Here is a 24,734-nt window from a genome sequence, read left to right as displayed (position 1 = left end):
ACGAGGAATGGCGAATGACGTTCGATGTGAATATCCACGCCATGTTCTTCCTCGCGAAGGCCGCCGTGCCGCACATGGAGCCGGGCGGCGCGATCATCAATACGGCATCCGTGAACTCGGACATGCCGAACCCCACTCTCCTGGCCTATGCGACGACCAAGGGCGCTATCCAGAACTTCACAGGCGGGTTGGCCCAGATGCTAGCGGAGAAGGGCATCCGCGTGAACGCGGTGGCGCCCGGGCCGATCTGGACTCCGCTGATCTCATCGACCATGCCCGAGGATACCGTGAAGAATTTCGGCAAACAGGTGCCGATGAAGCGGGCCGGGCAGCCGGCCGAGCTGGCGACGGCCTATGTGATGCTCGCCGATCCGCGGTCGAGCTACACCTCCGGCACCACGGTCGCGGTGACCGGAGGGAAGCCCTTCATCTGATGCCGGGCCTGCAGCATCCAGTCACGCCCGACGGGCGCTATTTCGTCGTCCGCGGTAGACTCTGGCGGATAAGCGATCCCGACCTTGCTGCCCAAGACAAGGAGCGGCTGGTGAAACAGCTGATGGATGCGCGGCGAGCCGTGAAGGACGCCAGGGCGGCTATAGATCTGAACGCAGAGACCGTCGCCCATCGCCTCGTCGACGAAGCTAAGCGCCGGCTGGGAGAGCGGGGACCGGTGTGGTGGAAGGATGGCGCGCCCGACTTCAACCGACACGCGGTCGAGAACACGCCTTATGCCGAATGGTACGCGGGGCTCAGGCGGCGGCCTTCAGGGCATCGAGACGCTTGCGGAGAAATGCCAGCACCATGACCTCGTCGGAGGTGAGCTTGGCGTACTGGCGCTTGAACTTCTGCGCGATCTTGGCTTCGATCATCTTCACGAGGTCGCCGGACATGTAGGCGTCCAGAACCTCGGGATGCACGTAACAGTTGCGGCAGATGGCCGGCGTGTTGCCGAGTTGCTTCGAGACGCTCTCGATCGCGGCGACGACGTTGCGCTTTGCCTCGGCTTGGCTGTCGTACTTCTTGAACTCGGACAGCGCCAGCGCCGCCAGCACGGTCCCGGCCCAGGTGCGGAAATCCTTGGCGCTAAAGTCCTCGCCCGTAACGTCTTTGATGTAAGCGTTGACGTCGCCGGAATCCACGCTGCGAGGCTCTGCGTCGTCGTCGAGGTACTTGAAGAGCTCGTGTCCCGGGATCTCCGCGCAGCGTTTCACGATTGAGGCGATCCGCCTGTCTTCAACGCGGAGCTTCCACTGCTTGCCCGACTTGCCCGTGAAGGCGAACCGAAGAACGCCGCGGCCGACCGCGATGTGCTTGCGGCGCAGGGTCGTAAGCCCGTAGGACTTGTTCGTCTCGGCATACTCGGCATTGCCGACCCGGATCAGCGTCTTCTCCAGGAGGCTGACAATGGTGGCGAGCACCTTCTCGCGAGGCAGTCCGTCCCGCTTCATGTCGGCGGCGACCCGGTGCCGTAGCGCTGGGAGGGCGGCCGCGAACTGGATGATGTGCTCGTACTTGTTCTGGTCGCGCAGCTCGCGCCATTTCGGGTGATAGCGGTACTGCTTGCGCCCGCGTGCATCGAGCCCTGTCGCCTGGATATGGCCGTTGGGTGAGGGGCAGATCCAGACTGACTCGTAGGCCGGCGGGATGCCGATCGCCTTGATCCGCCGAACGACGGCGGCATCGGTAATGCGCTTGCCGTCCTTGTCGTAGTAGGTGAACGTCGTGCCGGTCCGCTTGCGCGTGTAGCCTGGCGAGGAGTCGCTGACGTACCGGAGGCCTTCTTCCGCGATGGTCGCCGCCAACTCGACGGTACGATCCAGAACCTGTTCTTCGTTTCCGGTCTGACGGAGCATTGGCCTGTCCCTCGGATGCACCCTGGGATCGAGGCTCCGCTTCCTCATAAGGACCGAAGGCGCCTGTTCGTTCCGTTCGGAGGTCGGGCCAGGCTACAGAGATCCTCGCGCAGCCCTTTGTAGAACGGATGCCGCACCTTTCCCTCGGCGGACTTGGCGCGGTACTCGATCTCGGCCAGCAGCTTCGGCTCGACCCAGATACCTTTGTGCGCAACCCGCTTCGCATAGGGCTGTGTCTTCCGGACCAGCGGCTCGAGGCGCCGCCGCAACTCGGCGGCTGACGTTTTGTCGAAGCCGTGGTCGACCTTGCCGGCATAGATCAGGTCGTCGCCCCTGCGCCGCGCGAGATAAATGCCGTCCCATTTGCCATCATCGAGCGCGAAGCCGGCAATCGTCAGCGTCTCGCGTTGGGCGCAGGTCTTCTTGACCCAGTTGTTGCCCCGGCCGCTCGCGTAGATGCTGTCACGCACCTTCGAGACCACGCCTTCGAGCCCGACCTTGCAGGCGTGCGTGAACATCTCGCGGCCGTCGATCTCGAAGCTTTCGCTAAATTGGACGTCGCTGCCGGCTATGATCTTCTTCAGCGCGGCCTTGCGCTGGAGCAGGGGGACTTTCCGTAGATCCCGGCCGTTGAGATACAGCAGGTCGAAGGCGACGAGCACGATCTTAGTCGAGGTGCCCTTTAGCTCGTTCTGCAAGACGGAGAAATCGGTGCTGCCGCCGGCGGCCGGCACCACGGCCTCGCCGTCGATGATCGCCGAGCTCGCCTTAATGTGCCATGCGTCGTCGGCGACCTTCTTAAAGCGTTTGGTCCAGTCGTGCCCGCGGCGGGTGAAAACGGTGACAGCTTCGTTGGCGAGATGCACTTGGACGCGATATCCGTCGAACTTGATCTCATGAATCCAGCGCTCGCCGGATGGCACGCGGTCGATCGAGGATGCCAGGGCCGGCTCGATGAAGCCGGGGAAGGGTGCCTTGACGCCTAGCGCTTCTGGCTTTTTTCGCTGGAAGGCCACGATCTAGACCAGGCGCAAACTGTACTGCCGGGTGTCCTGGGCAGCGTAGCGATCGACGAATTCTTGGAGATGCGAAGGAACGTCGGTGAGCTGCAGATTGCACCGATGCTGGATCTCGCGAGCAACGTCCTCGGAAACGTCTTCTGACCAGCGCTCGGACGTGTTGAAGGCAATAACCTTGATCGGACGTCGATACTCGCCGGCGAGGAGGTCCTGGATGACCGTCTCGAGGTCTGCCGATTCCATGTCGGTTTCGCGCCAGGCGCTGCCTGCGCGCCCGAAGTCGTCCGCCACTAGATACACGGTCGGTTCATCGGCCGGGACGATGGAAGGGGTCCACCGGGACTGACGCATACGCAACTCCACGCAACAGAACCGGGATTCAATTTGATCCGCGCCGATTTGTTCCTCTGGTTGGAACTGCGAGTTACGCTGCGCTTTTATAGCGAGAGGCAACCAGCGGAGAAAACATGGCAGTCAATAAACCGACCGGCGACAACGCTCGCAAGGGCGCGGTGAAGAAACGCTCGCAGACCAAAACGACAATTGGCGGAGCTACCGGATATACAAAGCGCGACAGAACGTCCGGCGAGTTCATGGCCGTGAAGAAACCGAAAAAGGCGAAGAAAGCTGCCAAGAAATTCAAAGGCGTGCGGGTCGAAAGAGCCAAGAAATCCGCCAAGCGGGGGCGCTAGACGTCGGTGGCCGAGGTTTGATCGTCTGATGGACACCGAGGCCGCCGACTGACGCGGCCTACTCGTCGATTTCGCGGAGCTTGTCTTCCAGTTCCCGAACGAGCGTCTGGATACGCTCATAGGTCTGTGGGTCATGCGCAAAACGTCTGGCTATTTGCCGATAGCGGAGTATCCGCATTTCCAGCTCAACGCGTTCGTTCTTGGACTGCACGGCACCAATTCCATCACCTTTTTTTAAGTATGCCGGAACAGCCGTTTAGTTTCGATTTAGGCCACCGCACGTTTGCCGAACGCCAAGCCGTCGCGCTTGGGACGAGGCGCTCTGGATATTTAGGAGTACTTCCGCGAAATTATCAGAAGTTGCGCCGAAAGATGATGCAAGGCCGCCTCGGTGGTGGCGCCGCCCGTTAGTCATCGACCTTCGCCCATGTATGTTTACAACCATGAAGGGAAGGGCGATCCTCATGGCAGACCGCTTTGTCGTTCGGTACGAGCATCCCAAGAACGGCCGATTCACAGTGCTGGACACTTTAATAGATCAGCCTGCAGTCACGCCGGACGGGACGCCTTTAACTGGACTCTCTCATTCAACGGCAGAGGTTGTGGCCGAGAACCTGAACAAGGGCGACGCTCCGCCCGCCCTCAATCGTAAAAAAGGCAGCAGGCTGCGCCTGCACATGACTTGAAGAATCAAAAGTTGAGCGCTGCCTGGTCACGCTGCTTGGGCCCCAGCATCGGGCCGGGGGGCTTAATGATGCTGGGGCCTCCGGACAGGCTCTTGTCTCTCAAGGAAACAGTCACCGCAAACACGAGCCGATCACTGACAGAGCGTTCCTAAGTGGGGTTGCTTGACGCACTCGTGGATGCAGCTCGTGAAGCAGTCATCGAAGGGTCTCTGGATCAGCGCTTTGCTGTCGAGGTCCGCAATGGAATGGGGCCTGTTCTCGAAGTAACGGCCATCTTCAATTCCAGGATTGTTAGAAGGCAATGAAGAGGCCGCCTCAGTTGGCGGCCTCTTCATTTGCGCTGTTGGCTTATTCGCCAACAGCGGCGCAGAAGCCCGACGCTTCATGAAGACCGCTTGGGGCCAAGTGGGGACACGCTGCTAACGCGACGAGCGCGGTTCTAGCGTTCGACTGGCCGGAAAGAGCAAGCACTGTGCTCCGGACCGTGGGCCAAGGCGGGCGGCTTTAATTCATCTTCTCACGGAGTTTTCTTATTATCTCGCGCAGGTCGTTAGCGTACTCCTCAATGATCCGGCGAGCGTCCTCCAAGCGCGTTGGCTTGGGCTCGGGCTTATCGGATTGGGAGGGCTTGTTCATGGCAGAGCCTTGAACCTAGCTCGCCGGCAACCCCATTGAGCTATATCAAAGGACTAATCGCTTTAGCTCTCTCAATAGGCAGTCGCGGTCATCGATGTGGAGGGACTGTCTATCCCTCATCGTCGCCGAACGGCCCCTCGCGCCTTTTGGTATCAGGGTTGTGCCGGACCCTGCGGATCGAATTCGGCAAGCCGTCGCCTACCGAACTGCTCGCCGATTCCTCCGACGATACTGTCAGACTGAATGGGCGTTCGCCGGAGGGCACGCGGTCGATCGAGGCTGCCAAGGCCGGCTTGATGAAGCCGGGAGGGTGCCTTGACGCCTAGCGCTTCCGGCTTTTTTCGCTGGAAGGCCAACGCTACACGAGGCGCAGGCTGAATTGCTGCAGGTCTTGTGGTGAGTAGCGATCCACCAACTCCTGCAGGTACGACGGCACGTCGCTCAGGTGCAGATTGCAACGACGCTGGATCTCTCGGGCGATGTCCTCGGAAACATCTTGCGACCAGCATTCGGCTGTGTTGAAGGCGACTACCCGGATCGGCTTGCGATATTCTCCGGCCAGCAGATCCTGGATGACGGTCTCCACCGCGCTCTCCAGGTCTGCTTGCACCAAGCGCTGCCATTGCGGCCGGAGTTGTCTGCAACCAAGTAGACAGTCTCGTCGCTGTTCGGGGCGATCGACCAAAAGCCATCGGAACTGACGCGTAAGCAACTCACCCAACGGAACCCGGATTCAATTTGACGCGGACCGATTCGTTCCTGAAGTTTAGAAAAGGCACTGCAAGGCAGGATTCGCAAGTCTAAGTTGCCTCAGGGAGGAAACATGGCGGTCAACAAGCCCACCGGCGACAACGCTCGCAAAGGTGCGGTCAAGAAGCGTTCGCAGACGAAGACGACATTGGGTGGAGCTTCCGCCTTCACTAAGCGCGACAAGGCGTCCGGCGAATTCATGGGCGTCAAGAAGCCCGCGAAGGGCAAGAAGGCCGCAAAGAAATTCAAGGGCGTGCGGCTTGAGAAGAAAGCTACCAAAAAGAAAAAGGCAAAGAAGAGCTAGGCGGCTCTTCACGTGCGCCCTGATCTGGACGTTCGCTCAATCCTGATCTCAACATAGCCCGTCAGAGTAACGCGAGCGGACAACGAGTTGCCGGGAGGAATTACCCGAACCCACCCTTCTTCGGATTTGCCGCAGTGTATTCGATCTGCTCCGCATCGTTCAGGAAAACGCGGACTTGGAATCCATCAAGCAAAAGATTGCAATAATTGCGAAAGCCTTCTTCGTCGCAATCTCTTGCAATCGGTCCATGAAACTGCGGCTTTCCGATCAAGAGTTACCCGTCTTAGCAACGTATGCCTGACAGCAACGCTGCGCCGCCGCGGCCTGAACTGTTACGCAGTAACATTCTCCAGACGCGCCTTTCATCGGAGGAACCGGAACAATGCTCTGGCCCAGCGGTTGACGGCGCATCAACAACCGCTGGAGAGAGTGGACATGAAAACCCGTCTTGCGATTTCATTGGCTGCTGTGTCGCTGCTGGCGGCGTCGAGTGCAGCCTTTGCCCAGTCGACGACCGAACAGGGCGCTAGGGACGGCGCGCGTGCGGGTGGCGACATCGGTGGCCCGGTCGGAGCGATGGTCGGCGGCACCGTCGGTGCGGCCGTTGGCGCCGGCCTCGAAATTCCGAATGCCGTGCTCGGCGGAATCCCGCGCGACGACTCCGTCGTGATCCACGAGCGCGTCGTCGTCGGCGAGCCCTTGCCCCCGACCGTGGTCTTGCGCCCGGTGCCGAACTACACCGAGTATCGCTACGCGGTCGTGAACGACCGCCGTGTCATCGTCGAACCGCGCACGCGCCGGGTCATGAAAATCATCGACTGATCGGTCAAGGCGTGTAGGCTTTTAAGAGCCAAGGCCCCGCGGAGCGTCACTCCGCGGGGCCTTAGTTCGTCATTGCCGAATTGGCGCGAACCGCCGGTGCGGTTGGGAGATCGTCGTTGCGAGAAGGCCGCCAGGCAACTGTGGCGGGCTTCTCGTGCTCGAGGCCGCCGAGCCGGGTGTACGATAATGGCGGAGAACCCGGCTGCAGGGGTCAAGGGGGTAGGCCGAGGCCGCTCCGCCAGCTCTGCCGGCGAGGACTCAAATAATTGCCCGCGCTCGTCGTTCCTATTGGGACCATCATTCCAAAAATGGGCACTGGCTTGTGTCCGACCTTAGGCCTGGCCGTACTTATTGGTGCGGGAACAAGTGGCAATTCCACGGGTTTTCGAACCGTCTGTGTTGCATGGTTATGCGCCGAGGCATCGATGAAGACCAAGCTATCCGGGAAGTTGTCACACTACGATAAGATGGCCGCCTCCGCTCAGCAATTTTTCACGGAGGCGACGGCCTGTCGCGAGGAGGCGGCTCGGAGCCTCGACCAGGTCGATCGAGAAGGCTGGTTGAAGCTTGCGCGCGAATGGACTGAGCTCGCGCTCGCGGCCGAGCGGGGCCAGATTTTCCGCCGGGATTAGTGGGGCCGTCTCACACCGTTGTCATATCGGAGTAACGTATGCGTTCCTCGCCCTCGATCGTGCCGGCCGGCCGCCTCGACCACAACATTGCTGAGCGCCGCGAACATGCGGATCACTACAAGAGACTTTCTGACCACTACAAGAGACTTTCTTCCGCGAGCGGCATCTCCAAGGACCGCGCCACCGCACTGAGAAACATCGCCCGAACTTATGTCGGTTTGGCCGGCCAACTGGATAGACTGGCGTCTCTCGCGAGGAACGAGCAGACAATGGAGGTGAAGTAAGGCGGCACTGGCCTGCTTGCAACTTCACGGGCGCTGTTCGTATTTCAAAATTGCCAAGTTTTCCCGAATTAGTTACGTCCTCTTAGTTGGTTGGGGATACAAGGCGGGATAGGTTCGGGTTTGCCAAATGCCGACAGAAAAAGAGCAAGAAGGCCGCTGGGTCTCCTTCGAGCATCCATTGCCCGCGCAGATGATGGCTATCGACGGCACTTGGCGTCGCGCCTGCATGCTTAAGGATGTTTCAGACGTCGGAGCCAGACTTCAAGTTGAGACCTCGATTGAGGGATTGACCCTCAACGAGTTCTTTCTTCTGCTTTCCTCCACCGGACTGGCCTACCGCCGTTGTCAGCTCGACCGGGTCAACGGCGAAGAACTGGAGGTCAGCTTCCTCCGTCAAAAAGCTAAGGCCAAGAGATCCTCTGACAGGGACTGAACCATCGTCTCTGGAGTTTGCCGAATTTTCCCGGTAGCTCGGGAACTTTCTCCTTGTGTGCACTTTGTAACATCCAGTGCTCGTGCGCCAGGGGAGACTTTGCCGAAATGCTACCTATAGTCCTGGTGATTGAAGACGACGATACGATCCAGGGCATCGTCGAAGATGCTTTGAGCGAGGGGGGCTTTGAGGCCGCCATCGCCACGACCGGCGAGGAAGCGGTGACGCTGCTCAAGGGGCGGCTTGTCACCTACCGCGCCCGTGTCACAGACATCAATCTCTTGGGAAGGTTCAGCGGCTGGGAGGTCGCGCGGGCGGCACGCGATGTCGATCCCAATTTTCCCGTAGTCTACATGTCGGGCGTAGCAGCCCACGAATGGCCGGCACAAGGTGTTCCCAACAGCATAATGCTCCAGAAACCCTTTGCGCCGGTGCAGCTTACGACTGCGATCTCTCAGCTCCTTAATGGGCTCTCGGTGGCCGGTTCGAGCAGGGATTGAGGCAAGTCATGACGCAAGCATCGATACTCCTTGTCGAAGATGAAGCGCTCATTCGAATGATGCTTGTCGCGATGGTTGAGGAATTGGGGCACAGAGTCATCGCCGAGGCGGGAAGCGTAGATGAAGCGCGACCTCTTGCAGAACGCGAGAGCTATGATCTCGCGATCCTCGACATCAATTTGCAAGGCATCAACGTGCAGCCAGTTGCCGAGGTAGTGAGGGGCCGGGGGCTGCCCTTCTTTTTTTTGAGCGGGTACGGAAGTGCAGGTCTGCCCGACGGATTTGAAAAAATGCCCGTGCTCGTCAAACCCTGTACGCCGGATGCGCTCAAGCACACAATCGATGCTGTCCTACCGAACGGAGACAGACCTCGGGGAGCAGCGTAAATTTGGGGGGCCTAAGGGACGGCCGCCCAAGTCGTTCAGGGCACGAGGTCTGGCATATACTCATGCCGAGCTTCGTTCTGAACTGTCACAAGGCACCTCAGTGTCGCCAGCCGTCCTTGTCGACTTCCACGCGAAAGCCCTCTCGCATGCCGGCACTTCACCCTCGCTCAGTCACGTTGCAGGCCGGGCAGGGCGCCAGCGCCACCACAGGTGCAGGCACGCGGGCCGTCCCAAGGGAGGAATCAATGAGCGTCTTTGTTTACGTGAACACCGCGAAACAGATCGGTGACGTCGAGCACCTCAAGATCTTTGCGACCGAAGACGCTGCCAAGGATTGGCTTGATGAGAACGACCCCGAGGGGGTGGCCTTCGAGTACGAGGTGTTAGAGTCCGCCACCGGCAACCGAGGGGCCTCCGACTGAGGCGGCCTTACTCGTCGATCTCGCGAAGCTTGTTTTTCCAGTTTCCGAACTAGGTCTTTGATGCGCTCGGCCGGCTCTGGGTCGTGGGCAAAGCGCCGGGCTATTTGCCGATAGCGGAGTATCCGCATTTCCAGCTCAACGCGCTCGTTCCTGGACTGCACGGCACCAATTCCATCACCTTTTTTTAAGTATCCCGGAACAGCCGTTTAGTGTCGATTTAGGGCTACCGACCGCGCGGTACTGGGCAGTTCGATTGTGGCGCCGTGGGCTCCGCCTGCGGCGGGCGTGGCGCAGTCGTCCGGCCGGACTTCAACTGAACGCCGCGGGGCCAATCGGTGGCATGGGGTATCGGTAGGCACCGTTTGGAACAAAGGGCCATCCAGCTATAATTGCTGACGATTCTTCATGGAGGCTCATCAGCTGAAATGGCAAAGGCATCTAAGCTCGTTGCAGCCAAACGTGGCAAAGTTCTTTTGGTGAGGCGGCGGTCGGACGGCCTGTGGATGTTCCCGGGCGGCCGGAAGCGTTCGCGCGAGTCCGAGAAGGACTGCCTGCGGCGGGAGATCAAGGAGGAGCTGCCCAAGCTGAAGCTCGGCAGGATCAGCCTGTGGAAGGAAGTGACGGCCAGGAATAAGCGCTCCGGTCGCAAGATGAGCGACGCGATCTTCATCGCCAAGGGCGCCAGGGGCAGGCTCGCGATCGGCGACAAGAAAGAGATCGACCGCGCCGTGTGGCAAAAGCCACGTGCGGTGCGCCTGACGGCAACATCACGCTTTATTCGCGACCGGCTATTTCCTAGAAAATCGAAACGGTGAATTATTGGCCGAGGCTAGGCGGCCTTTCGAGGAGCAGATAGAGGCCGATGGCCGCATTCAATACGACGTTCTGGAGTAGGCCGTACCGGCGGGCTTCTTTTTGCGCAATCTGCACAACATTTGTGCTCCACGATCGGCGCGCAAGGGCGTTCATAGTTCTGCGGGTCCTTGGTGCGACACCTCGTTCGCGCGAGCCTCGCGCCATCCATCCGCGAGCCCCCGCTCTCTAACGGTGGGCGGGGGCTTCGCTTTGGCATCCGTTGGACATCATGTTCCATGCCGCTGTTTTCGTTCAAGCTCATCAATTCCCACTTTGTCTCGGATTTTGGATCGCATGACCTGCCGAGCGAAACGGACGCACAGATAGAGGCAATCAGGCTTGCTCGGTCACTGCGCGAAACTCGCCCGGAACTGGTCGGCCATCGCTATTCGATCTTCGTCAGTGACGATGATGGCAGAGGCGTGTGCACCATTCCCCTGGATGTTATCTTGTGACGGGGCTGATCGGCCCGCCAGCGTGAACGGGCGGCCGTCTTTAGCCCCTGAAGCGGCCGCTTCCACCTGAATTTGTAGGACAGATTTTTTTCTAACCTGAGTTAGTTTTTTCGATGCCCAGTGTCGACTAACCCCAATTTTTCTGCGCGTAGAGCAAGGGGTCGGCCTGGTGGTTCAACAACTGAGACTGGAGGATTGGGCCTGGCAAATCGCCGCCGACGTGTATCGCTTGAATCTGTATAGCCGACTCACGGGACGAGCGGCCCCTGGAGACGCCGTATCAGACGAACAGCTTGCCAGAGCAATCCGCGAAAGCTTCACTCAAACGAACGACGCTGCTTATCGCGAAATGGTTGAGTTGGCGACCGATGCCGCTATATCGGCCTACGATCGCGTCGTCTCACGCAATGTCAAACAGGCGCGCGCTCAAGTAGCGAACTAACGGCTCGTCGGCGTGCGTGGCTTCTGGTCGCTTGGGAGACGCGCTTTTCATGCGTCAATCCCGCTCCCGACCGGGCCGCTGCGGGTTACTTCGCGCTTGGCTGGACTTCATGGCTTGCTCAACTGACGCGATGGGCCACGGGCGGAACTGATGTTGCTGATTTTGAATTACATCATGGGACCCGGAATGAAGCAGCGAATATCGGTCACGCGTGCTGGCATGCCATCGATATATTCATACACGGGCCACGCAATGGTCCGTCCGGTGAGGTTGGGTCCGACAATCACCGCTTCCGGTGGCACATCCCACCATTGTCCGTACAAACGGACGCGGTATCCGTCGCCCTTGCTCTCCCAATCGGGGCCGGCGACTGCTATTCCGTCCGTGTTTGAGCAGCATGGCCCCTTGCCACTTTTGAGGCTCTCGAACCAGTGATTTAGTTCGGGGCGGTTAGGATCGTGCGCGTGCGCTGCCAAGTGCGAGACCAGTAGCACGATCAATGGCGTCGCCGAGATTGCGGCCTTCAAGGGCAAGTTCGTCATCGCAATTTCTCTAAGAAAACAAGAAATTAGCGCCGCGATTTCCTCAAAATGCGTTAGTTCAAACTGCGCGGTCTTTCCAATACGAGCCGCGTCATGTCGCACCAATTGCAGACAATTGGGCGACTTCCAAAAATCCCGCTCGTTGCTACGTCTGCGATGCGGACACTAAGGTTCAAGCGGCTGCCGATGTCCGGTAAGGGCCATTCGCGACCGGGTCGAGCCAGGAGTAAGTCCGGTCAAGTCCGCTATACCGCCGAAAGCGGAAGTAAGTTCAGAGCATTAGTGGCACGCCCACGGAGCGTTGCCGGTTGATGGCGCTGCCCGAGACGTGATTCAAGCTCCGAAAACCGGAGCCTGGAATCATGCGCTACGAACTCAGCGATTACGAATGGACCGCCATCAAACCCATGCTGCCGAACAAGCCGCGCGGCGTTCGGCGCGTAAATGACCGTCGCGTGCTCAATGGCATTTTTTGGGTCCTGCGTTCAGGTGCGCCATGGCGCGACCTGCCGGAGAACTACGGTCCCCGCACCACTTGTTACAATCGCTTCGTTCGGTGGCGGCGGGCTGGCGTCTGGGACCGGATCATGGATGCACTGGCCGCCGGTCGTGACGCGGCGGTGCAAATGATCGATACCTCGGTCGTTCGCGTGCACCAGCACGGAGCCTGCATTGCCGACAACAATCATCAAGATATGGGTCGCTCACGAGGGGGCCTGACGAGCAAGATTCACGCGGTGGTGGACACCAATGGCCTGCCGGCAGGGAACGTCACATGTCAGAGAGCGCTCGCGAGTTCATAGATTTCTGGGTCGAGAACAGCATCCATGCTGTCGAGCAGTACCAGACTGCGGGAGCGTCGCAGGATGTGGCGGAACTGACGCGGCGTCTCGTCGAGGTTGCCAAAGGGCAGGGCATCTCGGAGACCGACGTGCGGGCGGAGATTGGCGACATCGCCGCCTACATCGAAGAGCTTTTAAGGGCGGTGAATAAGGCCGAAAGCGAACGGCGCAGGCCTACGTAGCGAGCCTCACTCATCCAACTCTATGAACATCCCCGGGCTGTAGTTTAAGCCCTTCGAATAGTCGCTGCTGCTTGGAAGTTATCGCGACACTCAATACTTCCGCAATCCATCCCTCAGGCACGGCGGCGAGCACCAACGTCAGCGCTTGGCTCGGTTTAGCGAGCGCGATCCAAATTTGCGTTGTTGTGTCGTCCGCAGTCACTTGAACGACGGTGAAGCTATTACCGAAGGATTCCGCCATTTTCTTTTCAATGCGACAACTTGCACCCGGATTCTAGTCCGATGCGCCTCGATCTCGCTTCGCCTGTCTTCCTGCCTGCAAACTCTCCAACGCGGTCGGCGGTTGTAGCCCCGGCGACGTCAACCATTCGTTGATGTGTGAGGCCGTTTCGGCCTGGCGGGCTCGTCTGAGGTAGAGCTCGCGCTGGGTGCCTGGCGGCAACTGTGCTGCGGCCTCCTTGAAGCGCGCAGCCTCTTCAGCCAATCGCTCTTCAAATGTTTTCGTGTGCTTGGTTCGGTTGCGACGCTTGATCATGCGCTGCACCTTTCCGTCAGAGGAAGGCGGGAGCGCATTGTCGCGTTCTCATCACCGATGTTTGCCACAATACCGCGCGGTGATGGCGTCTAAACTGACCAGGGTCGTGGTTGGTTTCTATATCCTGCGTTAACTCACTGATTTATTTTGAGAAATACTCAATTGTGCTAACTACTCATTTTACTGGAAACACAACAACCCCACGACTCGCTGGCCCGCTCCTGAAAGCGGGGCGGGCGCTCTACTTGCCGCCGTTCATGGCGTCAGCGCATCCGCAGCTCAAGTTCGAGTGCGTCCCAGCGCTGCACAGCGCCCTTGCTGGTGCGTTATTTCGGCTTCGGGGCTGTACAGGGAGAGCGGGGATTTTTCAGCGAAGCTTGGGGTCAGTTCGGTCTAGTCGTCATATGGAAGATCCACGCGAAAAAGACGCCAGCCGCCATCGGCCAGGCGCCGCGTCCGTGACGATCGCGCAGATGCGTGCCGCAGGTTCAGAACGCCTTTATTTGCGGGCCAGCAGGTCTTCACTGGACGGCATCAGCTTCACATACGTGCCGCTTTCGTGCTTCCACAACCAACCGCGCTCGATCGCGTGTTTGAGCCCGGCGCCGAACTCGCTGCCACTGCCCTCCAGCTTGAACAAGAAGGGCGCGTTGATCCTCTCGATATAGATTCGGCCGTCCTGTACGGCCTCGACGCTGGCTGCGAGCTCGACGAGCTTGCGAGCGGCCGCCTCCGGATCTGCATAGGGTCGTTCTTCGGTGTGCTTCATAGGCGTGTCCCATTGGCCGCCTGCGCGGCGGTGATATGTGCGCGGTGCTGGTAGCTCTCCGCCGGTCTCCAGCTGTCGAATGTGGTCCCGCAGATGCAGCGCATAAGCGTGCTCCGGATCTCGCTGTCGAGCTTCTCGCTCCGCGCCCGCTTGGCCGCCATCGCGGCGCGCCAGTCGCGGTCTTGGCGCCATTCGGCGAAGGCATTGTGGGTGATGTTCGGCTGTAGATCCGACCAAGCGGTCTCGAAAGCCTCGCGCGCGGCTTCGAAGGTGGCGGCTATGCCACTCCGCCATGTGCTTGGCTCCATGCCGGGATAGAAGCCGACCGACCAACCCCATTGATCGGCGTGCACAGGCACGCCGGTGCGCACGCCGATCGCGCCGATGCGGACGTCGGTAAAGTAGATATGCCAGGTCTCCTCATGCGGATTGTCGGCGCGGCGGCGGGTGAGGGCGGTGTTGATCATGGCGACAGGATAGGGGCTAGCCGAGCCTTGAGCCAGTCGCTGGGGCTTGCGCGTGGTCTTGGGCCGAGCCCAATAGGTTGGTCAATAGGCTGCCCAGAAGCCGCCGTACCGATGCGCAGCGGTTCTGGTCGTTTTGAACCCCTCGCTACCGCTTTCTTCGCTAGGCATTTTCAATTGGTCCATTTTCGGGGAATGAATCTTTGCGCAATTATTGCGAGTTGGCCCAAGCCATTCGTGCAGCTTCAACCCTGATTGCGGCCTTCTTGTCGTTCGTCATCCGCGAACGCATCTTCATCAAAGGAGATTGGAATAACGGGAAAAATTATTGCTACTAGCCTTCATCACGTAAATTTTTTCATGACCTCAAGCCCTGCAGCGATGCCGGGCTTTTCTTTTGGTCCGGCGCAAGGATAGGTCGTCTGCCATCCCGTATGATTCCGCGAGCGGCGAAAGCGGTCAGCCAACGATTTCCGCAATCTCGATTGGCGCCTTCGCTGCGCAAAGGGCGCGACCAGTGCGCTATGGGTCACACCCGGAAGAACTCGGCCTGAGCATATCAAGTCTGCTTCACCCCCAAGGAGCGGACATCTAGCGGACATGCTGGGTCGACCTCTAAGGGCCACAAGCGGGAGGAGAGGGAATAAGGAACGCCAGTCCGGCCGCGGATCTAAGGACGAAGGCGTTGGTCGCTAGTGGCGCACTAACAGCTCGCTTACATTTTCCTCACTGGCAGCTTATTGTTATGGTTTCCGAGGGTGGCCCCGGAGAGGGAATGCAGCTTGCGGTTTCTTTTTGAGGATTACGCATTTGATACCGACAGGCGCGAACTGCAGCGCGCAACAGACGTGGTTGTTGTCGCACCCCAAGTGTTCGATCTGCTCGAATACCTGATCCGAAACAGAGAGCGCGTCGTCAGCAAGGACGACCTCATCAACGCCGTTTGGAAGGGTCGCATCGTCTCGGATGCTGCGCTGACGACTCGCCTCAATGCCGCCCGGAGCGCAATCGGCGACACGGGCGAGAAACAGCAGTTGATCAAAACATTGCCGCGCAAAGGTTTCCGCTTCGTTGGTGCAGTGCAGGAAGACCGGAGGCCCGCAAGTCAGACGGTGGGCCCAGTCGAGCGAACCGACGACGCGCCGCCGCGCCTGTCCATCGTCGTGCTACCCTTCGCGAACCTGAGCGGTGATCGCGAGCAGGACTATTTCGTGGATGGTGTAACCGAGAGCTTGACCACGGACTTGTCGCGCATCGCTGGTTCATTTGTAATCGCACGGAACAGCGCCGTCTCATACAAGGGTAGAGCAGTCGATGTACGGCAGGTCGGCCACGAATTAAACGTTCGCTACGTGCTCGAAGGTTCAGTGCAACGCAGCGGCAAGCGACTCCGGATGAACGTGCAGTTGATCGATGCTAAGAGCGGCCAGCATCTTTGGGCCGAGCGCTTCGAGAAGCCTGTCGGCGACCTGTTCGATATGCAGGACGAAATCGTATCGAGGCTCGCCGGTACATTAGGTGCCCAGCTCATTGAGGCTGAGGCGCGACGAGCCGAGCGTACGCTGCATCCCGATGCGATGGACTTGTGTTTCCAGGGCCGGGCCTGGTTGATGAAGGGGATTAGCCTTGAATGCGTGACGCAAGCGCGGGGCTTCTTCGAACGCTCGCTGGAGTTCGATCCCGGCAACGTCGAAGCAATGATTGGTCTGGCAAATGTTGATACGGTAGTTGGAGGTAGCTTTACGACGGATGATGGGCCCGCGCGGCTTGCGGCGGCCGAGGCGATGGTGAACAAGGTATTGTCGATTAGGCCGAACAGTGCCTCAGCCCACATGGCTCGGGGTTGGGTCCAGACCTTTACGAACCGGGCCGCCCAAGGCATCCGTGAGTTCGAACTTGCGTTGGCGCTGGCTCCGAATTTGGTCCACGCTCATGCTGCCCTTGGTTTCGCAAAATCCTACATAGGTCGCGCTGCCGAGACCGAAGGCCATATACTCGAAGCTTTACGGCTCTCTCCTCGCGACGTTTTCGCCTACCAGTGGGCGTGTTTTGCGGGCGTGGCCAAGCTGCTGCTTGGTTCAGACGTCGAAGGCGTTAGTTGGCTGCGACGAAGCACCGAGGCGAACCGTAACTTTCATCTCGCTCATATATCGCTCGCCGCTGCCTTGGCCTTGACCGGCGCGCTCGATGAGGCGCGAACTGCTGCGAGAACGGGACTTGCGCTCAACTCAGGTTTCACCATTCGTCGCTTGCTCGCAGCTCAACAAAGCGACAATCCAATTTACCTTGCCGGGGTGCAGCGCTTGTGTGAAGGCTGGCGCCTCGCTGGCGTGCCGGAAGGATGATGAGCGCTTCGGGTCAGAAGTCGACTTCAGCGCGTTCCTGACCTACGTCGGCTTTGGGTCACAAGCGGCTGTCTAGCTGGTGTCCGACCTTGGTCAGCTCAAAGCCCAAAGCCGACAATACGGCGATTGAGACAGATGATAGCTAAGGGCCAAGGCCGAATTACACTGTGACCAACGCAGGGATTTCCGACCTGGGCAATGGTGTGCCGCGTCTCCCATTTGTCAGCGCCGTTGACCGTAATTGCCCGGAATTGCTGTTCCGCGAACTATTGGGTGGAGTCCTACCAACCAATCATGATGAATGTGCCTTCGCAGAACTGGTCATGGTGGTTGAAGTTCGGCGCATGTGTGACCGGCTGCATTAGCGGTGTCATGGCGCGCGATGTGGACTCCCGAGGTGAATGGCGCAGTTGAAGTTAGCGCCGCCTGCGCCTCCTTCCTAATGAACGAATGGCCGGCTGCAGCGCGACCGGCGACGGTGTCGGCATGCTGGCGGGAGCGCAGCCGCGGCAGACGATCGGATTGATTATCTGAGAAATCGGGAAAGGCATTATGCAATAGAGGAGTATCCTATGAAGTTGGCTCAAACATCAGCACTAATCATTTGTCTGCTCGGCGCGCCGGGAGTTTCGTTGGCCGCGGACGCCAAAGAGGACGTGGAGAAGGCTTACGCCGCTTGGGATGCCGCATTCAACAAGCAGGACGAGAAAGCCATCGGCGCCTCCTATGTCGCAACGGCAAAATTGATGCCGCCAACACATCAGGTCGCGTCGGGTCCGGCTGAGATCGAGAAGTTCTTTGCCGGACTCTTTACCAACGGTGTGACGGGTCATAAGTTGGAGATGATCGACGCCGGCGGAGACGACAAAATTGTGTTCGGCACAGCCAAGTGGAGCGCTACGGGTAAGGACAAGGAGGGCAAGCCGTCTCCCTTCAGTGGTTTAGCGACGCACGTCTTCGAACGCCAAGCCGACGGATCGCTCAAATTGAGGCTGCAAACATTCAACTAAAGCGGTCGAGGCTTAATCCGTCCGGTGAGGCGGCGGCCTTACCGGACACCCAAAACGGCTACTTGCCGCCGGTGCAAGAGATCTCCGGGTTGGGTCGGTAGCAGAAGCTGGCGGGCAGGAGTGCGACTGCTGGATCAGGCGGAGCCGGCGGCGGCGCGGGCTGGGGGTGCTGGATCGGGCGGCGGCGGCAATTCTCCGGCGGCCGCTAGCGGTCAAGGCGATTCGAGCAGCCCTGGATCGACCAACCCGGGCGCGACATCAATGACCCGAAGATGAAGGGGAAGTAGTCGCATCGCGAACAGCCCGCCGGATATGATCCAGCGGGCTATCTTCATGATGCGTTCGCTTATGAGCAGGAGCAGTCGCGGTTGAGGACCGAATTCATTGGAGCGATTGCCTTGGATTTGAGGATCGGTGACTAGATCGCCGACGAAGGAACGCTCTCAAACAAACAAAAAGTCATTCGCCGTCATCAAGTGCGTGAAGTTTGCAAGCGTAACTTGATCAGCTCCCGCCATGATAATCGTGCTAGTTCCGCTTTGAGTGATGACAAGGTCATCGAACGACTGCACGCCCGCAACATTGTCAATCGGCCTGTAAATTTGACCCCTCATCGGCGTCCAATTTTGACCCCTTCGTGCGCCGCGGTTTGACGGTAGCGCTCGGCTCGTTGGAGCTGGCCGGGATAGCGGAGACGAGACGAGCGCGGGTGGCGTGATCGTCGTCGCGGCTTTTGAAGCGCCAGCTGTCATTGCCGGTCTCGACGATGTCACAGTGATGGGTCAACCGATCGAGCAGCGCGGTGGTCATTTTGGCGTCGCCGAACACGCTCGGCCATTCGCCGAAGGCGAGATTGGTGGTCACGATGACGGAGGCGCGCTCATAGAGCCGGCTGACGAGGTGGAAGAGAAGCTGGCCACCGGACTGGGCGAAGGGCAAATAGCCGAGTTCATCCAGCACAATGAAGTCCATCCGGGTCAGATGCTCGGCGAGCCGTCCTTGCCGTCCGTTGCGGGTCTCGGTCTCGAGGCGATTGACGAGGTCGACTACGTTGAAGAAGCGGCCGCGGGCACCGGATCGGATGCAGCTTCTGGCGATGGCAATGGCCAGGTGGGTTTTGCCTGTGCCGGTGCCGCCAACCAGCACGACGTTGCGTTGTTGGGCGATGAAGCCGCCGCCAGCAAGATCATTGACGAGTGTCTGATTGATCGGCGTGCCGTCGAACTGGAAGTCGGCGATGTCCTTGGCAAGCGGAAGCTTGGCAATGGTGAGCTGGTATTTGATCGACCTGGCTTGCTTCTCGTTGATCTCGGCGTTGAGCAGGTCGCCGACAATGCGCTGAGGTTCGTGCTGGCGCTTGACGGCAGTTGCCATGATCTCGTCGAAGGCAGCCTTCATGCCGTAGAGCTTGAGTTCGCCCATGAGGTCGAAGATTTGGGTTCGTTCCATCAGATGGTCCTCCGGAGGTTGTCGTAGCGGGCACAATCGGCGATCGGTGCATGACGGAGCGTCAGTGCGGCCGGCGTCATGATGTTGGCCGGTGGGGCGGGTTCACGTTGACGGGCCAGGATATTGAGAACGACATCGGCCGAATGGACGCTGTGACTGAGCGCTTCGGCACAGGCCGCTTCCACCGCGGGCAGACCGTCAGTCAGCACCGCGTTGAGGATGTCGACCATCTGCCGATTGCCGTCGTCGGTGCTGGCAAGCTTGCGCCGGATCCGCTCGATCGCGGCTGGCAGCACCCAGTCTTTGAAGGGAGCACCGTTGCGCAAGGCGCCGGGTTTGCGGGCGAGCACCGGCACATAATGCCAGGGGTCGTAGACGGTATCGCCGCGGCCAAAGGATCGCGGGTGCTCGGCAACGATGCGTCCATCCTGACGGATCACGATGCGATCGGCATAGGCTTGAACCTCGACCGGTCGTCCGACTGCGCTGGCTGCGACCGAGTACTTGTTGTTGTCGAAGCGCACCAGGCAGGTCTTCGAGACCGATGCCGTCACCGCATGGAAGCCGTCGAAGCGGCCGGCATAGGGAACGAGTTTGGGGCGTTCGGCTTCGAACACTTCCCAGATCGTCTGATCGACCAGCTCCGGATGGCGATGAACCTTGGCGTAGGCGATGCATTTGTCGAGCAGCCAGGCGTTTAACTCGTCGAGGTTTTTGAACCGCAGCCGCGGCGTGAAGAAGCGTTCCCTGACCAGCCCGACCTGGTTCTCGACCTGCCCCTTCTCCCAGCCCGACGCTGGCGTGCAGGCGACCGGATCGACCAGATAGTGGCTGCACATCTGCAGGAAGCGGCGATTGTAGAGACGCCCTTTACCGACGAAGATCGTCTCTACGGCGGTCTTCATGTTGTCGTAGATGCCGCGGGTGCAGGTGCCTTTGAACAGGGCGAACGCCCGGTCGTGGGCGTCGAACACCATCTCCTGCGTCTCCCGCGGATAGGCCCGCACGAACAGCATGCGGCTGTGACAGAGCCGGACATGGGCGGCCTTCACCATCACCGTGGTGCCGCTCAGCAAGACCACCTCGTGGCTCCAGTCGAACTGGTAGGCTTCGCCTGGGGCAAAGCTTAGCGGGACATAAGCAGCCGCGGTCGATTGCCCGCGTTCCTTGCTCCACCGCCTGGCGTAACGCCGCACCGCATCGTAGCCGCCGTCATAGCCACGGCTGCGCAGCTCTTCGAAGATCCGGATTAACGTCAGCTGTTCACGAGCCGGTTTGGCCGCGTTCGCCGCCAGCAGTCCGTCGAGCTCTACTGCCCATCGTCCCAGCTTTGGCCGCGGCTGCACTTGCCGCTCGTACTCGAAGGAGGTCTCTCCTGACCTCAGCACCTTCCGGACCGTGTTCCGCGACACCTTCAGGTCACGGGCAATCTCCTTGATCGTCTTGCCCTTGATGAAGTGCTCGCGCCGAATCCGCGCAATCGTCTCCACGATCAGCATCCTCGACCACCTGCTTCATTCCAAAGCAGGCAGCGCAACAGACCAACCTATAGGGGGTCAATTTTGGACGCCGATCCCCCGGCTTAGGGGGTCAATATTGCAGGCCGAATGACACAATTGTGCTAACTACTCATTTTGCTAGAAACACAACATTACCGCGCCCCCACACCGCCCTGGCCCGCTCACGAAAGAGGGGCGGGCGCTCTACTTCCCGCCGTTCATCGCGTGCGCCATAGGGGCTGGGCCGCCTCGTAGGGCACCGGCTCTTTTCTTTGGCATCGCCGCAGAAATTTACGGGTTTTGACTGGGATCCAGGCGGAAACGTCGTACAATAATGATGTAGCTCGCCATTTAGCGGCTTGTTCGTCGGTTCAGGCCGGCGAGGTTTGCGATTAGTTCATTCTCAGGGGCCCGCTTTTGCCCAACATCGCCAACGACAACTTTCGGGGAAGCGCCATTCGCTTTCCCGTCGACCCGCGCCTCGTGCCGCCGCAGAAGGCCGCGCGGCGCCTGCACCTAACTGAATCGGACTTCCTCACCAAACTGTCGGCCCTGCAGCGTATCGGCTTTCCGGCCGCTTGCCCCGTGACGGGCCACTACGATCTGCAGGCCATTGACGCTTGGCTGGATCGACGCGCCGGTCTTGGTGCATCATCTGGTGTGGCCGTAGATGCCCGTGTCGTGTTTGAGGAGCGGTTGGCGAGCCTTGGGAAACATTAAGCTCAAGCATTACGTGGTCCGCAAAGGGAAGCATGGGTATTGGCTACCCACCGCGAAGATGCGCGCCATGGGCTTTCAGATCGTGTCCTGCGGGCACGACGGCCCTGATGCTTGGGCCATCGCGCGCGAATGGGAGGACCGATACCAGCGCGCCCGCAAGGGGCTGGAGAAGCCGCCAGCCCGCTTCTATCCTTCTGGGAGCGTCGGCGACGGATTTGAGCGATTCCGTCGAAGCAACGAGTGGAAATCAAAACCGACCCGGACACGTGAGGATTGGGACCGTGGCTGGAAGTATATCGAGCCCGTTTTCGGCGACGTCGATCCCAAGACGGTCACCTTCGAAATGCTGGATCGGTGGTACGGCCTGCTCAAGGCCACGAAGGGCGATGGCGAGGCCGGACGCGCGCTCAAGATCTGGAGGGCGCTATACAACGTCTTGGCTGGCCTTAAGCTCTGTATCCCCGAGGCGGACCCGTCACAGGTCATCCGAAAGACTGGAGTTCCTGGGCGCACCGAGACTTGGCGCGAGGGCGAGGTTGTTCGCCTAGTCAAGGAAGGATGGCGCACTGGCTATCGAGGGCTGGCCTGTATCATCGCCATTGCGTGGGATACGGGCTTTGCCCCGGTGGACGCCCGCACCTTGACACCCGCTCAGGCCGTTACCAGCGGCACCGACATGGCGTTTACCAGCGATCGGGCTAAGACCGGCGAGCCGGCGATAGGTACGCTCACAGCCCGCTCGCAGCGGCTTGTCGAGGCCTACGTTGCCGGGCTGGACTATGATCTGCACGACGATGCGCTGATCTTCCGCACCAAGGGCTTCAAGCCGACTGGCAAGGGCGGCCGTCCTCGCGTCCCGGTTCCGTATACCAAGGACTCGCTGATCGACGATTTCGCGGACCTGCGACGGGCGGTTTTCGGCAAGGGCGAGATGCGGCGGCTGATGGACATGCGGCGGACGGGTCCCGTCGAGGCGAATGCCGGAGGAGCGCCGGTCGAGGTCATTGCCGCGAAGATGGCGAACAGCATCGACCAGAACCGGAGGTTGCAGAAAACCTACATGCCGGTGAACATCGCGGCGGTTAGGGCTGCGGATGAGGCGCGCAGAATCGGCCGGAGGCTGCTCGGTTCGGAACAGAACAAGCTCAGAAAGTTGAAACTCGCTGGCGGAAAAAGTTGAAACTGACGGGGCTGCCCACCGCTAAGCCATTGAAACAATGGCGCGAGAGACGGGGCTCGAACCCGCGACCTCCGGCGTGACAGGCCGGCGCTCTAACCAACTGAGCTACTCCCGCGTGGTTCGCTGAAAGCGCGCGGAACGAGGGGGGACTTAAAGGCGGGGCTTGGTGAAGTCAAGGACGTTGCGCTTTGTCAGGACGCATCGGCTAAGCATTGCTCTGGAAAACGAAAAAGGCCGCCAGGCGGCGGCCTCGGTCAGCCCGAAACAGGGCGTGTCAGCGAATCTCTGACGTGCCTGCGCTGGTCACGGCCACCGGCTTGCCGGCCTTGATCACGTGAGCCGATTGGGCGGTCTGGCTGTCATCGACGTTGGTGCGGGCTGCGATCCCGAAGCCGGCGACCAGAATACCGGCAACCAGCGCCACCACCACGATCTTCAGGTGGGTGCCACGATCAGCCGAGTGAATTGAGTGGTTCATATAAGCCTCCCGACGGGCTTAGCCGCCGTCTATGGGCTCATGTCTTAAGGACCATCTGTTTCCGGATGGTTTCGCGGGTTCCGCAAAATGGTTTCATTAATACGCCCGCTTGGTTTCGCCGGGCTGGCGGCCGGAACAGGTCTCAGGCGGCCGCCCGGCCGATATCGTCCCGGATCGAACGGGCTGCCCAGACGAACAGCAGGGCGCCCAGTGTGGTCGTGACCGCCGCCGAGAGCAGGGAATAGCGCACCGCGTCCGCGCCATAAGTGCCCTTCAGGGCGTCGTTGACCATGCCGACGGCAAGCGGGCCGACGCCCTGGCCGAAGCAGGTGGCTGTGAGCGCGATCAGGGCGGAGGCGAGCGCCCGCATGCTCGGCTTGGCCACCGTCTGTGCAATCGCGAAGATCGGTCCGAGATGGAAGCCGACCAGGAACGAGGTCAGCGCCAGCATGGCGACCATCATCGCGAAATCCTGCGTCAGCATGCACAGCGCGAACACCGGGCCGGCGAGCCCCGAGGTGATCGCCGGCGCCCACAGCTTCCAGCGGTCGTCGCGGCGGCTGATTTGCGCCACCACGAAGCCGCCGAGCAGGGTGCCGGCCATGCCGGCGAGCCCCTTGAAGGTCCCGGCATAGGTGCCGATCTCGGCGCTCGACAGATGGTGCACGCGTGCCAGGAACGGCGGGATCCAGGCCGCCGTTGCGTAGTTCGTATAGGTGGTGAGGCAGAAGCCGACCAGCACGATGATGAAGCTCTGCTGCGAGGCCAGGAAGCGCAGTGTCGGCCCGAGCGGCTCGGGCACAAAACTCTCCTGCATCGCGCCGCGCTTCGGCTCGGAGATCGTCAGCCACAGAATCAATGCGAGCAGGATGCCGGGCAGGCCGGCGACGTAGAACGCCATCCGCCAGCCATAGTGCTGGTTGACGTAGCCGCCGATGAAATAGCCGAGGAAGACGCCGAGATAGGTGCCGATGGCGTAGATGCCGAGCGCGCGCGGGCGCTCGTTCTTGGTGAAGAGATCGGCGACGATCGATTGCGAGGCGGGCGAGCCCGCGGATTCGCCGATGCCCACGCCGATGCGCGCCAGCGCCAGCGAGGTCACGCTCGAGGCCGACCCGCACAGCGCCGTCATCGCACTCCAGAACGCAAGGGCCACCGCGACGATGTTGCGCCGGTTGAGCCGGTCGGCGACGCGCGCGATGGGAATGCCGAGCAGGGAATAGAACAGTGCGAAGCCGAAGCCCGCGAGCAGACCCATCATGGTGTCGCTGAGCTGAAACTCCTTCTTGATCGGCTCGATCAGGACGTTGAAGATCGTGCGGTCGAGGAAGTTCAGCGCATAGATGATGGTGAGCAGGCCCAGCACGTAATAGCGCCGCGCCGGGGGCTTTGCCGCCGCAGTCGTCTGCACCGACATCTGTGACGTCACATCGACCATCGCATCCCCCCAATTTGTCTTTGTTATCGTTGCCGGTCCAGCCCTTCGTGAGGCTGGTCGAGAGCGTTTTCGAGCGAAGTGGATACCGGTTTGCGTGAAGAAAACGCGCC

At 60.2% G+C, this 24,734-nt stretch carries 32 protein-coding genes, 1 tRNA gene and 2 pseudogenes; 20 read left to right on the top strand and 15 right to left on the bottom strand.

What is annotated here, in order from left to right; all coding sequences use genetic code 11:
• On the top strand, positions 1-434 hold a 434-nt coding region (locus AC1DW2_RS29245), incomplete at its 5' end, for an SDR family oxidoreductase (RefSeq protein ID WP_477007750.1).
• Positions 435-749: 315 nt separating this feature from the next.
• Here the strand turns inward: AC1DW2_RS29245 and AC1DW2_RS29240 are convergent.
• Genes AC1DW2_RS29240 through AC1DW2_RS29230 form a run of 3 tightly spaced genes read right to left on the bottom strand, consistent with a single transcriptional unit; the run spans position 750 to position 3,223 of the window.
• Positions 750-1,853, bottom strand: a complete 1,104-nt coding sequence (locus AC1DW2_RS29240) for a DNA topoisomerase IB (RefSeq protein ID WP_477007749.1) — start codon at positions 1,851-1,853, stop codon at positions 750-752.
• A 44-nt stretch (positions 1,854-1,897) separates the two neighbouring features.
• Complete coding sequence (gene ligD / locus AC1DW2_RS29235) at positions 1,898-2,869, bottom strand: non-homologous end-joining DNA ligase (RefSeq protein ID WP_477007748.1); 972 nt, start codon at positions 2,867-2,869, stop codon at positions 1,898-1,900.
• Between the two features lie 3 nt (positions 2,870-2,872).
• Positions 2,873-3,223 carry a hypothetical protein gene (locus AC1DW2_RS29230; protein ID WP_014494413.1) on the bottom strand — a complete coding sequence of 117 codons (351 nt, stop codon included), beginning with the start codon at positions 3,221-3,223 and terminating at the stop codon, positions 2,873-2,875.
• Between the two features lie 116 nt (positions 3,224-3,339).
• Here AC1DW2_RS29230 and AC1DW2_RS29225 point away from each other — a divergent pair, with 116 nt between their 5' ends.
• On the top strand, positions 3,340-3,564 hold the full coding sequence (locus tag AC1DW2_RS29225) for a hypothetical protein (protein WP_014494414.1): 225 nt from the start codon (positions 3,340-3,342) through the stop codon (positions 3,562-3,564).
• Positions 3,565-3,622: 58 nt separating this feature from the next.
• Here the strand turns inward: AC1DW2_RS29225 and AC1DW2_RS29220 are convergent, their stop codons facing one another.
• Positions 3,623-3,775 carry a hypothetical protein gene (locus AC1DW2_RS29220; RefSeq protein WP_155794997.1) on the bottom strand — a complete coding sequence of 51 codons (153 nt, stop codon included), beginning with the start codon at positions 3,773-3,775 and terminating at the stop codon, positions 3,623-3,625.
• 253 nt (positions 3,776-4,028) lie between these two features.
• On the opposite strand from AC1DW2_RS29220, the gene AC1DW2_RS29215 reads away from it, so the two are divergent.
• On the top strand, positions 4,029-4,250 hold the full coding sequence (locus AC1DW2_RS29215; protein WP_477007747.1) for a hypothetical protein: 222 nt from the start codon (positions 4,029-4,031) through the stop codon (positions 4,248-4,250).
• A gap of 994 nt (positions 4,251-5,244) precedes the next feature.
• On the opposite strand, the gene AC1DW2_RS29210 is transcribed toward AC1DW2_RS29215, so the two are convergent.
• Complete coding sequence (locus AC1DW2_RS29210) at positions 5,245-5,472, bottom strand: hypothetical protein (protein WP_223153920.1); 228 nt, start codon at positions 5,470-5,472, stop codon at positions 5,245-5,247.
• Between the two features lie 237 nt (positions 5,473-5,709).
• Between AC1DW2_RS29210 and AC1DW2_RS29205 the strand changes: the two genes are divergently transcribed.
• From AC1DW2_RS29205 to AC1DW2_RS29155, 11 genes are all read left to right on the top strand, one after another.
• Positions 5,710-5,940 (top strand): hypothetical protein, encoded by a 231-nt coding sequence (locus AC1DW2_RS29205; protein ID WP_038960229.1) that lies wholly within the window; start codon positions 5,710-5,712, stop codon positions 5,938-5,940.
• A 435-nt stretch (positions 5,941-6,375) separates the two neighbouring features.
• Entirely contained in the window at positions 6,376-6,762 is a 387-nt protein-coding gene (locus AC1DW2_RS29200) for a DUF1236 domain-containing protein (RefSeq protein WP_477007746.1), read from the top strand.
• Positions 6,763-7,187: 425 nt separating this feature from the next.
• On the top strand, positions 7,188-7,394 hold the full coding sequence (locus AC1DW2_RS29195) for a hypothetical protein (protein WP_038937313.1): 207 nt from the start codon (positions 7,188-7,190) through the stop codon (positions 7,392-7,394).
• 38 nt (positions 7,395-7,432) lie between these two features.
• On the top strand, positions 7,433-7,678 hold the full coding sequence (locus tag AC1DW2_RS29190; RefSeq protein WP_477007745.1) for a hypothetical protein: 246 nt from the start codon (positions 7,433-7,435) through the stop codon (positions 7,676-7,678).
• A 127-nt stretch (positions 7,679-7,805) separates the two neighbouring features.
• Entirely contained in the window at positions 7,806-8,111 is a 306-nt protein-coding gene (locus AC1DW2_RS29185) for a hypothetical protein (protein ID WP_039151952.1), read from the top strand.
• 107 nt (positions 8,112-8,218) lie between these two features.
• Positions 8,219-8,611 (top strand): response regulator, encoded by a 393-nt coding sequence (locus AC1DW2_RS29180; RefSeq protein ID WP_477007744.1) that lies wholly within the window; start codon positions 8,219-8,221, stop codon positions 8,609-8,611.
• An 8-nt stretch (positions 8,612-8,619) separates the two neighbouring features.
• On the top strand, positions 8,620-8,997 hold the full coding sequence (locus tag AC1DW2_RS29175) for a response regulator (protein WP_039151950.1): 378 nt from the start codon (positions 8,620-8,622) through the stop codon (positions 8,995-8,997).
• A gap of 245 nt (positions 8,998-9,242) precedes the next feature.
• Positions 9,243-9,419, top strand: a complete 177-nt coding sequence (locus tag AC1DW2_RS29170; protein WP_477007743.1) for a hypothetical protein — start codon at positions 9,243-9,245, stop codon at positions 9,417-9,419.
• A gap of 425 nt (positions 9,420-9,844) precedes the next feature.
• Positions 9,845-10,234: an NUDIX hydrolase gene (locus tag AC1DW2_RS29165; RefSeq protein WP_212455092.1), complete on the top strand. Its 390-nt coding sequence runs from the start codon at positions 9,845-9,847 to the stop codon at positions 10,232-10,234.
• A 276-nt stretch (positions 10,235-10,510) separates the two neighbouring features.
• Positions 10,511-10,729: a DUF6894 family protein gene (locus AC1DW2_RS29160; protein ID WP_441260045.1), complete on the top strand. Its 219-nt coding sequence runs from the start codon at positions 10,511-10,513 to the stop codon at positions 10,727-10,729.
• A gap of 169 nt (positions 10,730-10,898) precedes the next feature.
• Positions 10,899-11,171 carry a hypothetical protein gene (locus AC1DW2_RS29155; RefSeq protein ID WP_041953481.1) on the top strand — a complete coding sequence of 91 codons (273 nt, stop codon included), beginning with the start codon at positions 10,899-10,901 and terminating at the stop codon, positions 11,169-11,171.
• A gap of 167 nt (positions 11,172-11,338) precedes the next feature.
• Here AC1DW2_RS29155 and AC1DW2_RS29150 read toward each other — a convergent pair whose 3' ends face one another.
• Positions 11,339-11,713, bottom strand: coding sequence for a hypothetical protein (locus tag AC1DW2_RS29150; RefSeq protein ID WP_477007742.1), 375 nt, complete (start codon positions 11,711-11,713; stop codon positions 11,339-11,341).
• 362 nt (positions 11,714-12,075) lie between these two features.
• Between AC1DW2_RS29150 and AC1DW2_RS29145 the strand changes: the two are divergent.
• Positions 12,076-12,474: pseudogene (locus AC1DW2_RS29145) on the top strand (IS5 family transposase); the annotation flags it as partial.
• Positions 12,475-12,488: 14 nt separating this feature from the next.
• Complete coding sequence (locus tag AC1DW2_RS29140; protein ID WP_441260043.1) at positions 12,489-12,737, top strand: hypothetical protein; 249 nt, start codon at positions 12,489-12,491, stop codon at positions 12,735-12,737.
• Positions 12,738-12,747: 10 nt separating this feature from the next.
• Here the strand turns inward: AC1DW2_RS29140 and AC1DW2_RS29135 are convergent, their stop codons facing one another.
• The 4 genes from AC1DW2_RS29135 to AC1DW2_RS29120 form a co-directional block, all read right to left on the bottom strand.
• Positions 12,748-12,978 (bottom strand): hypothetical protein, encoded by a 231-nt coding sequence (locus AC1DW2_RS29135; protein ID WP_441260042.1) that lies wholly within the window; start codon positions 12,976-12,978, stop codon positions 12,748-12,750.
• 33 nt (positions 12,979-13,011) lie between these two features.
• Positions 13,012-13,272, bottom strand: a complete 261-nt coding sequence (locus AC1DW2_RS29130) for a hypothetical protein (protein WP_441260041.1) — start codon at positions 13,270-13,272, stop codon at positions 13,012-13,014.
• Between the two features lie 499 nt (positions 13,273-13,771).
• Entirely contained in the window at positions 13,772-14,041 is a 270-nt protein-coding gene (locus tag AC1DW2_RS29125; protein WP_441260040.1) for a hypothetical protein, read from the bottom strand.
• Positions 14,038-14,508 (bottom strand): hypothetical protein, encoded by a 471-nt coding sequence (locus AC1DW2_RS29120; protein WP_477007741.1) that lies wholly within the window; start codon positions 14,506-14,508, stop codon positions 14,038-14,040. The genes AC1DW2_RS29125 and AC1DW2_RS29120 overlap by 4 nt, the downstream gene beginning before the upstream one ends.
• Before the next feature lie 779 nt (positions 14,509-15,287).
• Here AC1DW2_RS29120 and AC1DW2_RS29115 point away from each other — a divergent pair.
• Positions 15,288-16,850, top strand: a complete 1,563-nt coding sequence (locus AC1DW2_RS29115; RefSeq protein ID WP_014494435.1) for a winged helix-turn-helix domain-containing protein — start codon at positions 15,288-15,290, stop codon at positions 16,848-16,850.
• A gap of 572 nt (positions 16,851-17,422) precedes the next feature.
• Positions 17,423-17,860 (top strand): YybH family protein, encoded by a 438-nt coding sequence (locus AC1DW2_RS29110; protein WP_014494436.1) that lies wholly within the window; start codon positions 17,423-17,425, stop codon positions 17,858-17,860.
• Between the two features lie 585 nt (positions 17,861-18,445).
• On the opposite strand, the gene istB is transcribed toward AC1DW2_RS29110, so the two are convergent.
• On the bottom strand, positions 18,446-19,309 hold the full coding sequence (gene istB / locus AC1DW2_RS29105) for an IS21-like element helper ATPase IstB (RefSeq protein ID WP_039183785.1): 864 nt from the start codon (positions 19,307-19,309) through the stop codon (positions 18,446-18,448).
• Positions 19,310-19,317: 8 nt separating this feature from the next.
• Positions 19,318-20,808 (bottom strand): annotated as a pseudogene (istA, locus tag AC1DW2_RS29100) (IS21 family transposase); the annotation flags it as partial.
• Positions 20,809-21,225: 417 nt separating this feature from the next.
• Here istA and AC1DW2_RS29095 point away from each other — a divergent pair.
• Both AC1DW2_RS29095 and AC1DW2_RS29090 read left to right on the top strand, forming a co-directional pair.
• The gene (locus AC1DW2_RS29095; protein ID WP_477007740.1) at positions 21,226-21,528 is read left to right on the top strand and encodes a hypothetical protein; all 303 of its coding nucleotides are present in this window, start codon (positions 21,226-21,228) and stop codon (positions 21,526-21,528) included.
• The gene (locus tag AC1DW2_RS29090) at positions 21,515-22,708 is read left to right on the top strand and encodes a hypothetical protein (protein WP_477007739.1); all 1,194 of its coding nucleotides are present in this window, start codon (positions 21,515-21,517) and stop codon (positions 22,706-22,708) included. Before AC1DW2_RS29095 ends, AC1DW2_RS29090 begins: the two co-directional genes overlap by 14 nt.
• A gap of 38 nt (positions 22,709-22,746) precedes the next feature.
• On the opposite strand, the gene AC1DW2_RS29085 is transcribed toward AC1DW2_RS29090, so the two are convergent.
• The 3 genes from AC1DW2_RS29085 to AC1DW2_RS29075 all read right to left on the bottom strand — a co-directional run bounded on the left by AC1DW2_RS29085 (position 22,747) and on the right by AC1DW2_RS29075 (position 24,624).
• A tRNA-Asp gene (locus tag AC1DW2_RS29085) sits at positions 22,747-22,823 on the bottom strand.
• 159 nt (positions 22,824-22,982) lie between these two features.
• Complete coding sequence (locus tag AC1DW2_RS29080) at positions 22,983-23,186, bottom strand: hypothetical protein (RefSeq protein WP_135216777.1); 204 nt, start codon at positions 23,184-23,186, stop codon at positions 22,983-22,985.
• Between the two features lie 142 nt (positions 23,187-23,328).
• Complete coding sequence (locus AC1DW2_RS29075) at positions 23,329-24,624, bottom strand: spinster family MFS transporter (RefSeq protein WP_354112917.1); 1,296 nt, start codon at positions 24,622-24,624, stop codon at positions 23,329-23,331.
• Positions 24,625-24,734: the final 110 nt, after the last annotated feature.

Source organism: Bradyrhizobium sp. P3_C3 (assembly GCF_056402655.1).
Note: the sequence above shows the minus strand (reverse complement) of the source record. Positions and strands in the feature narration are given on the sequence as shown.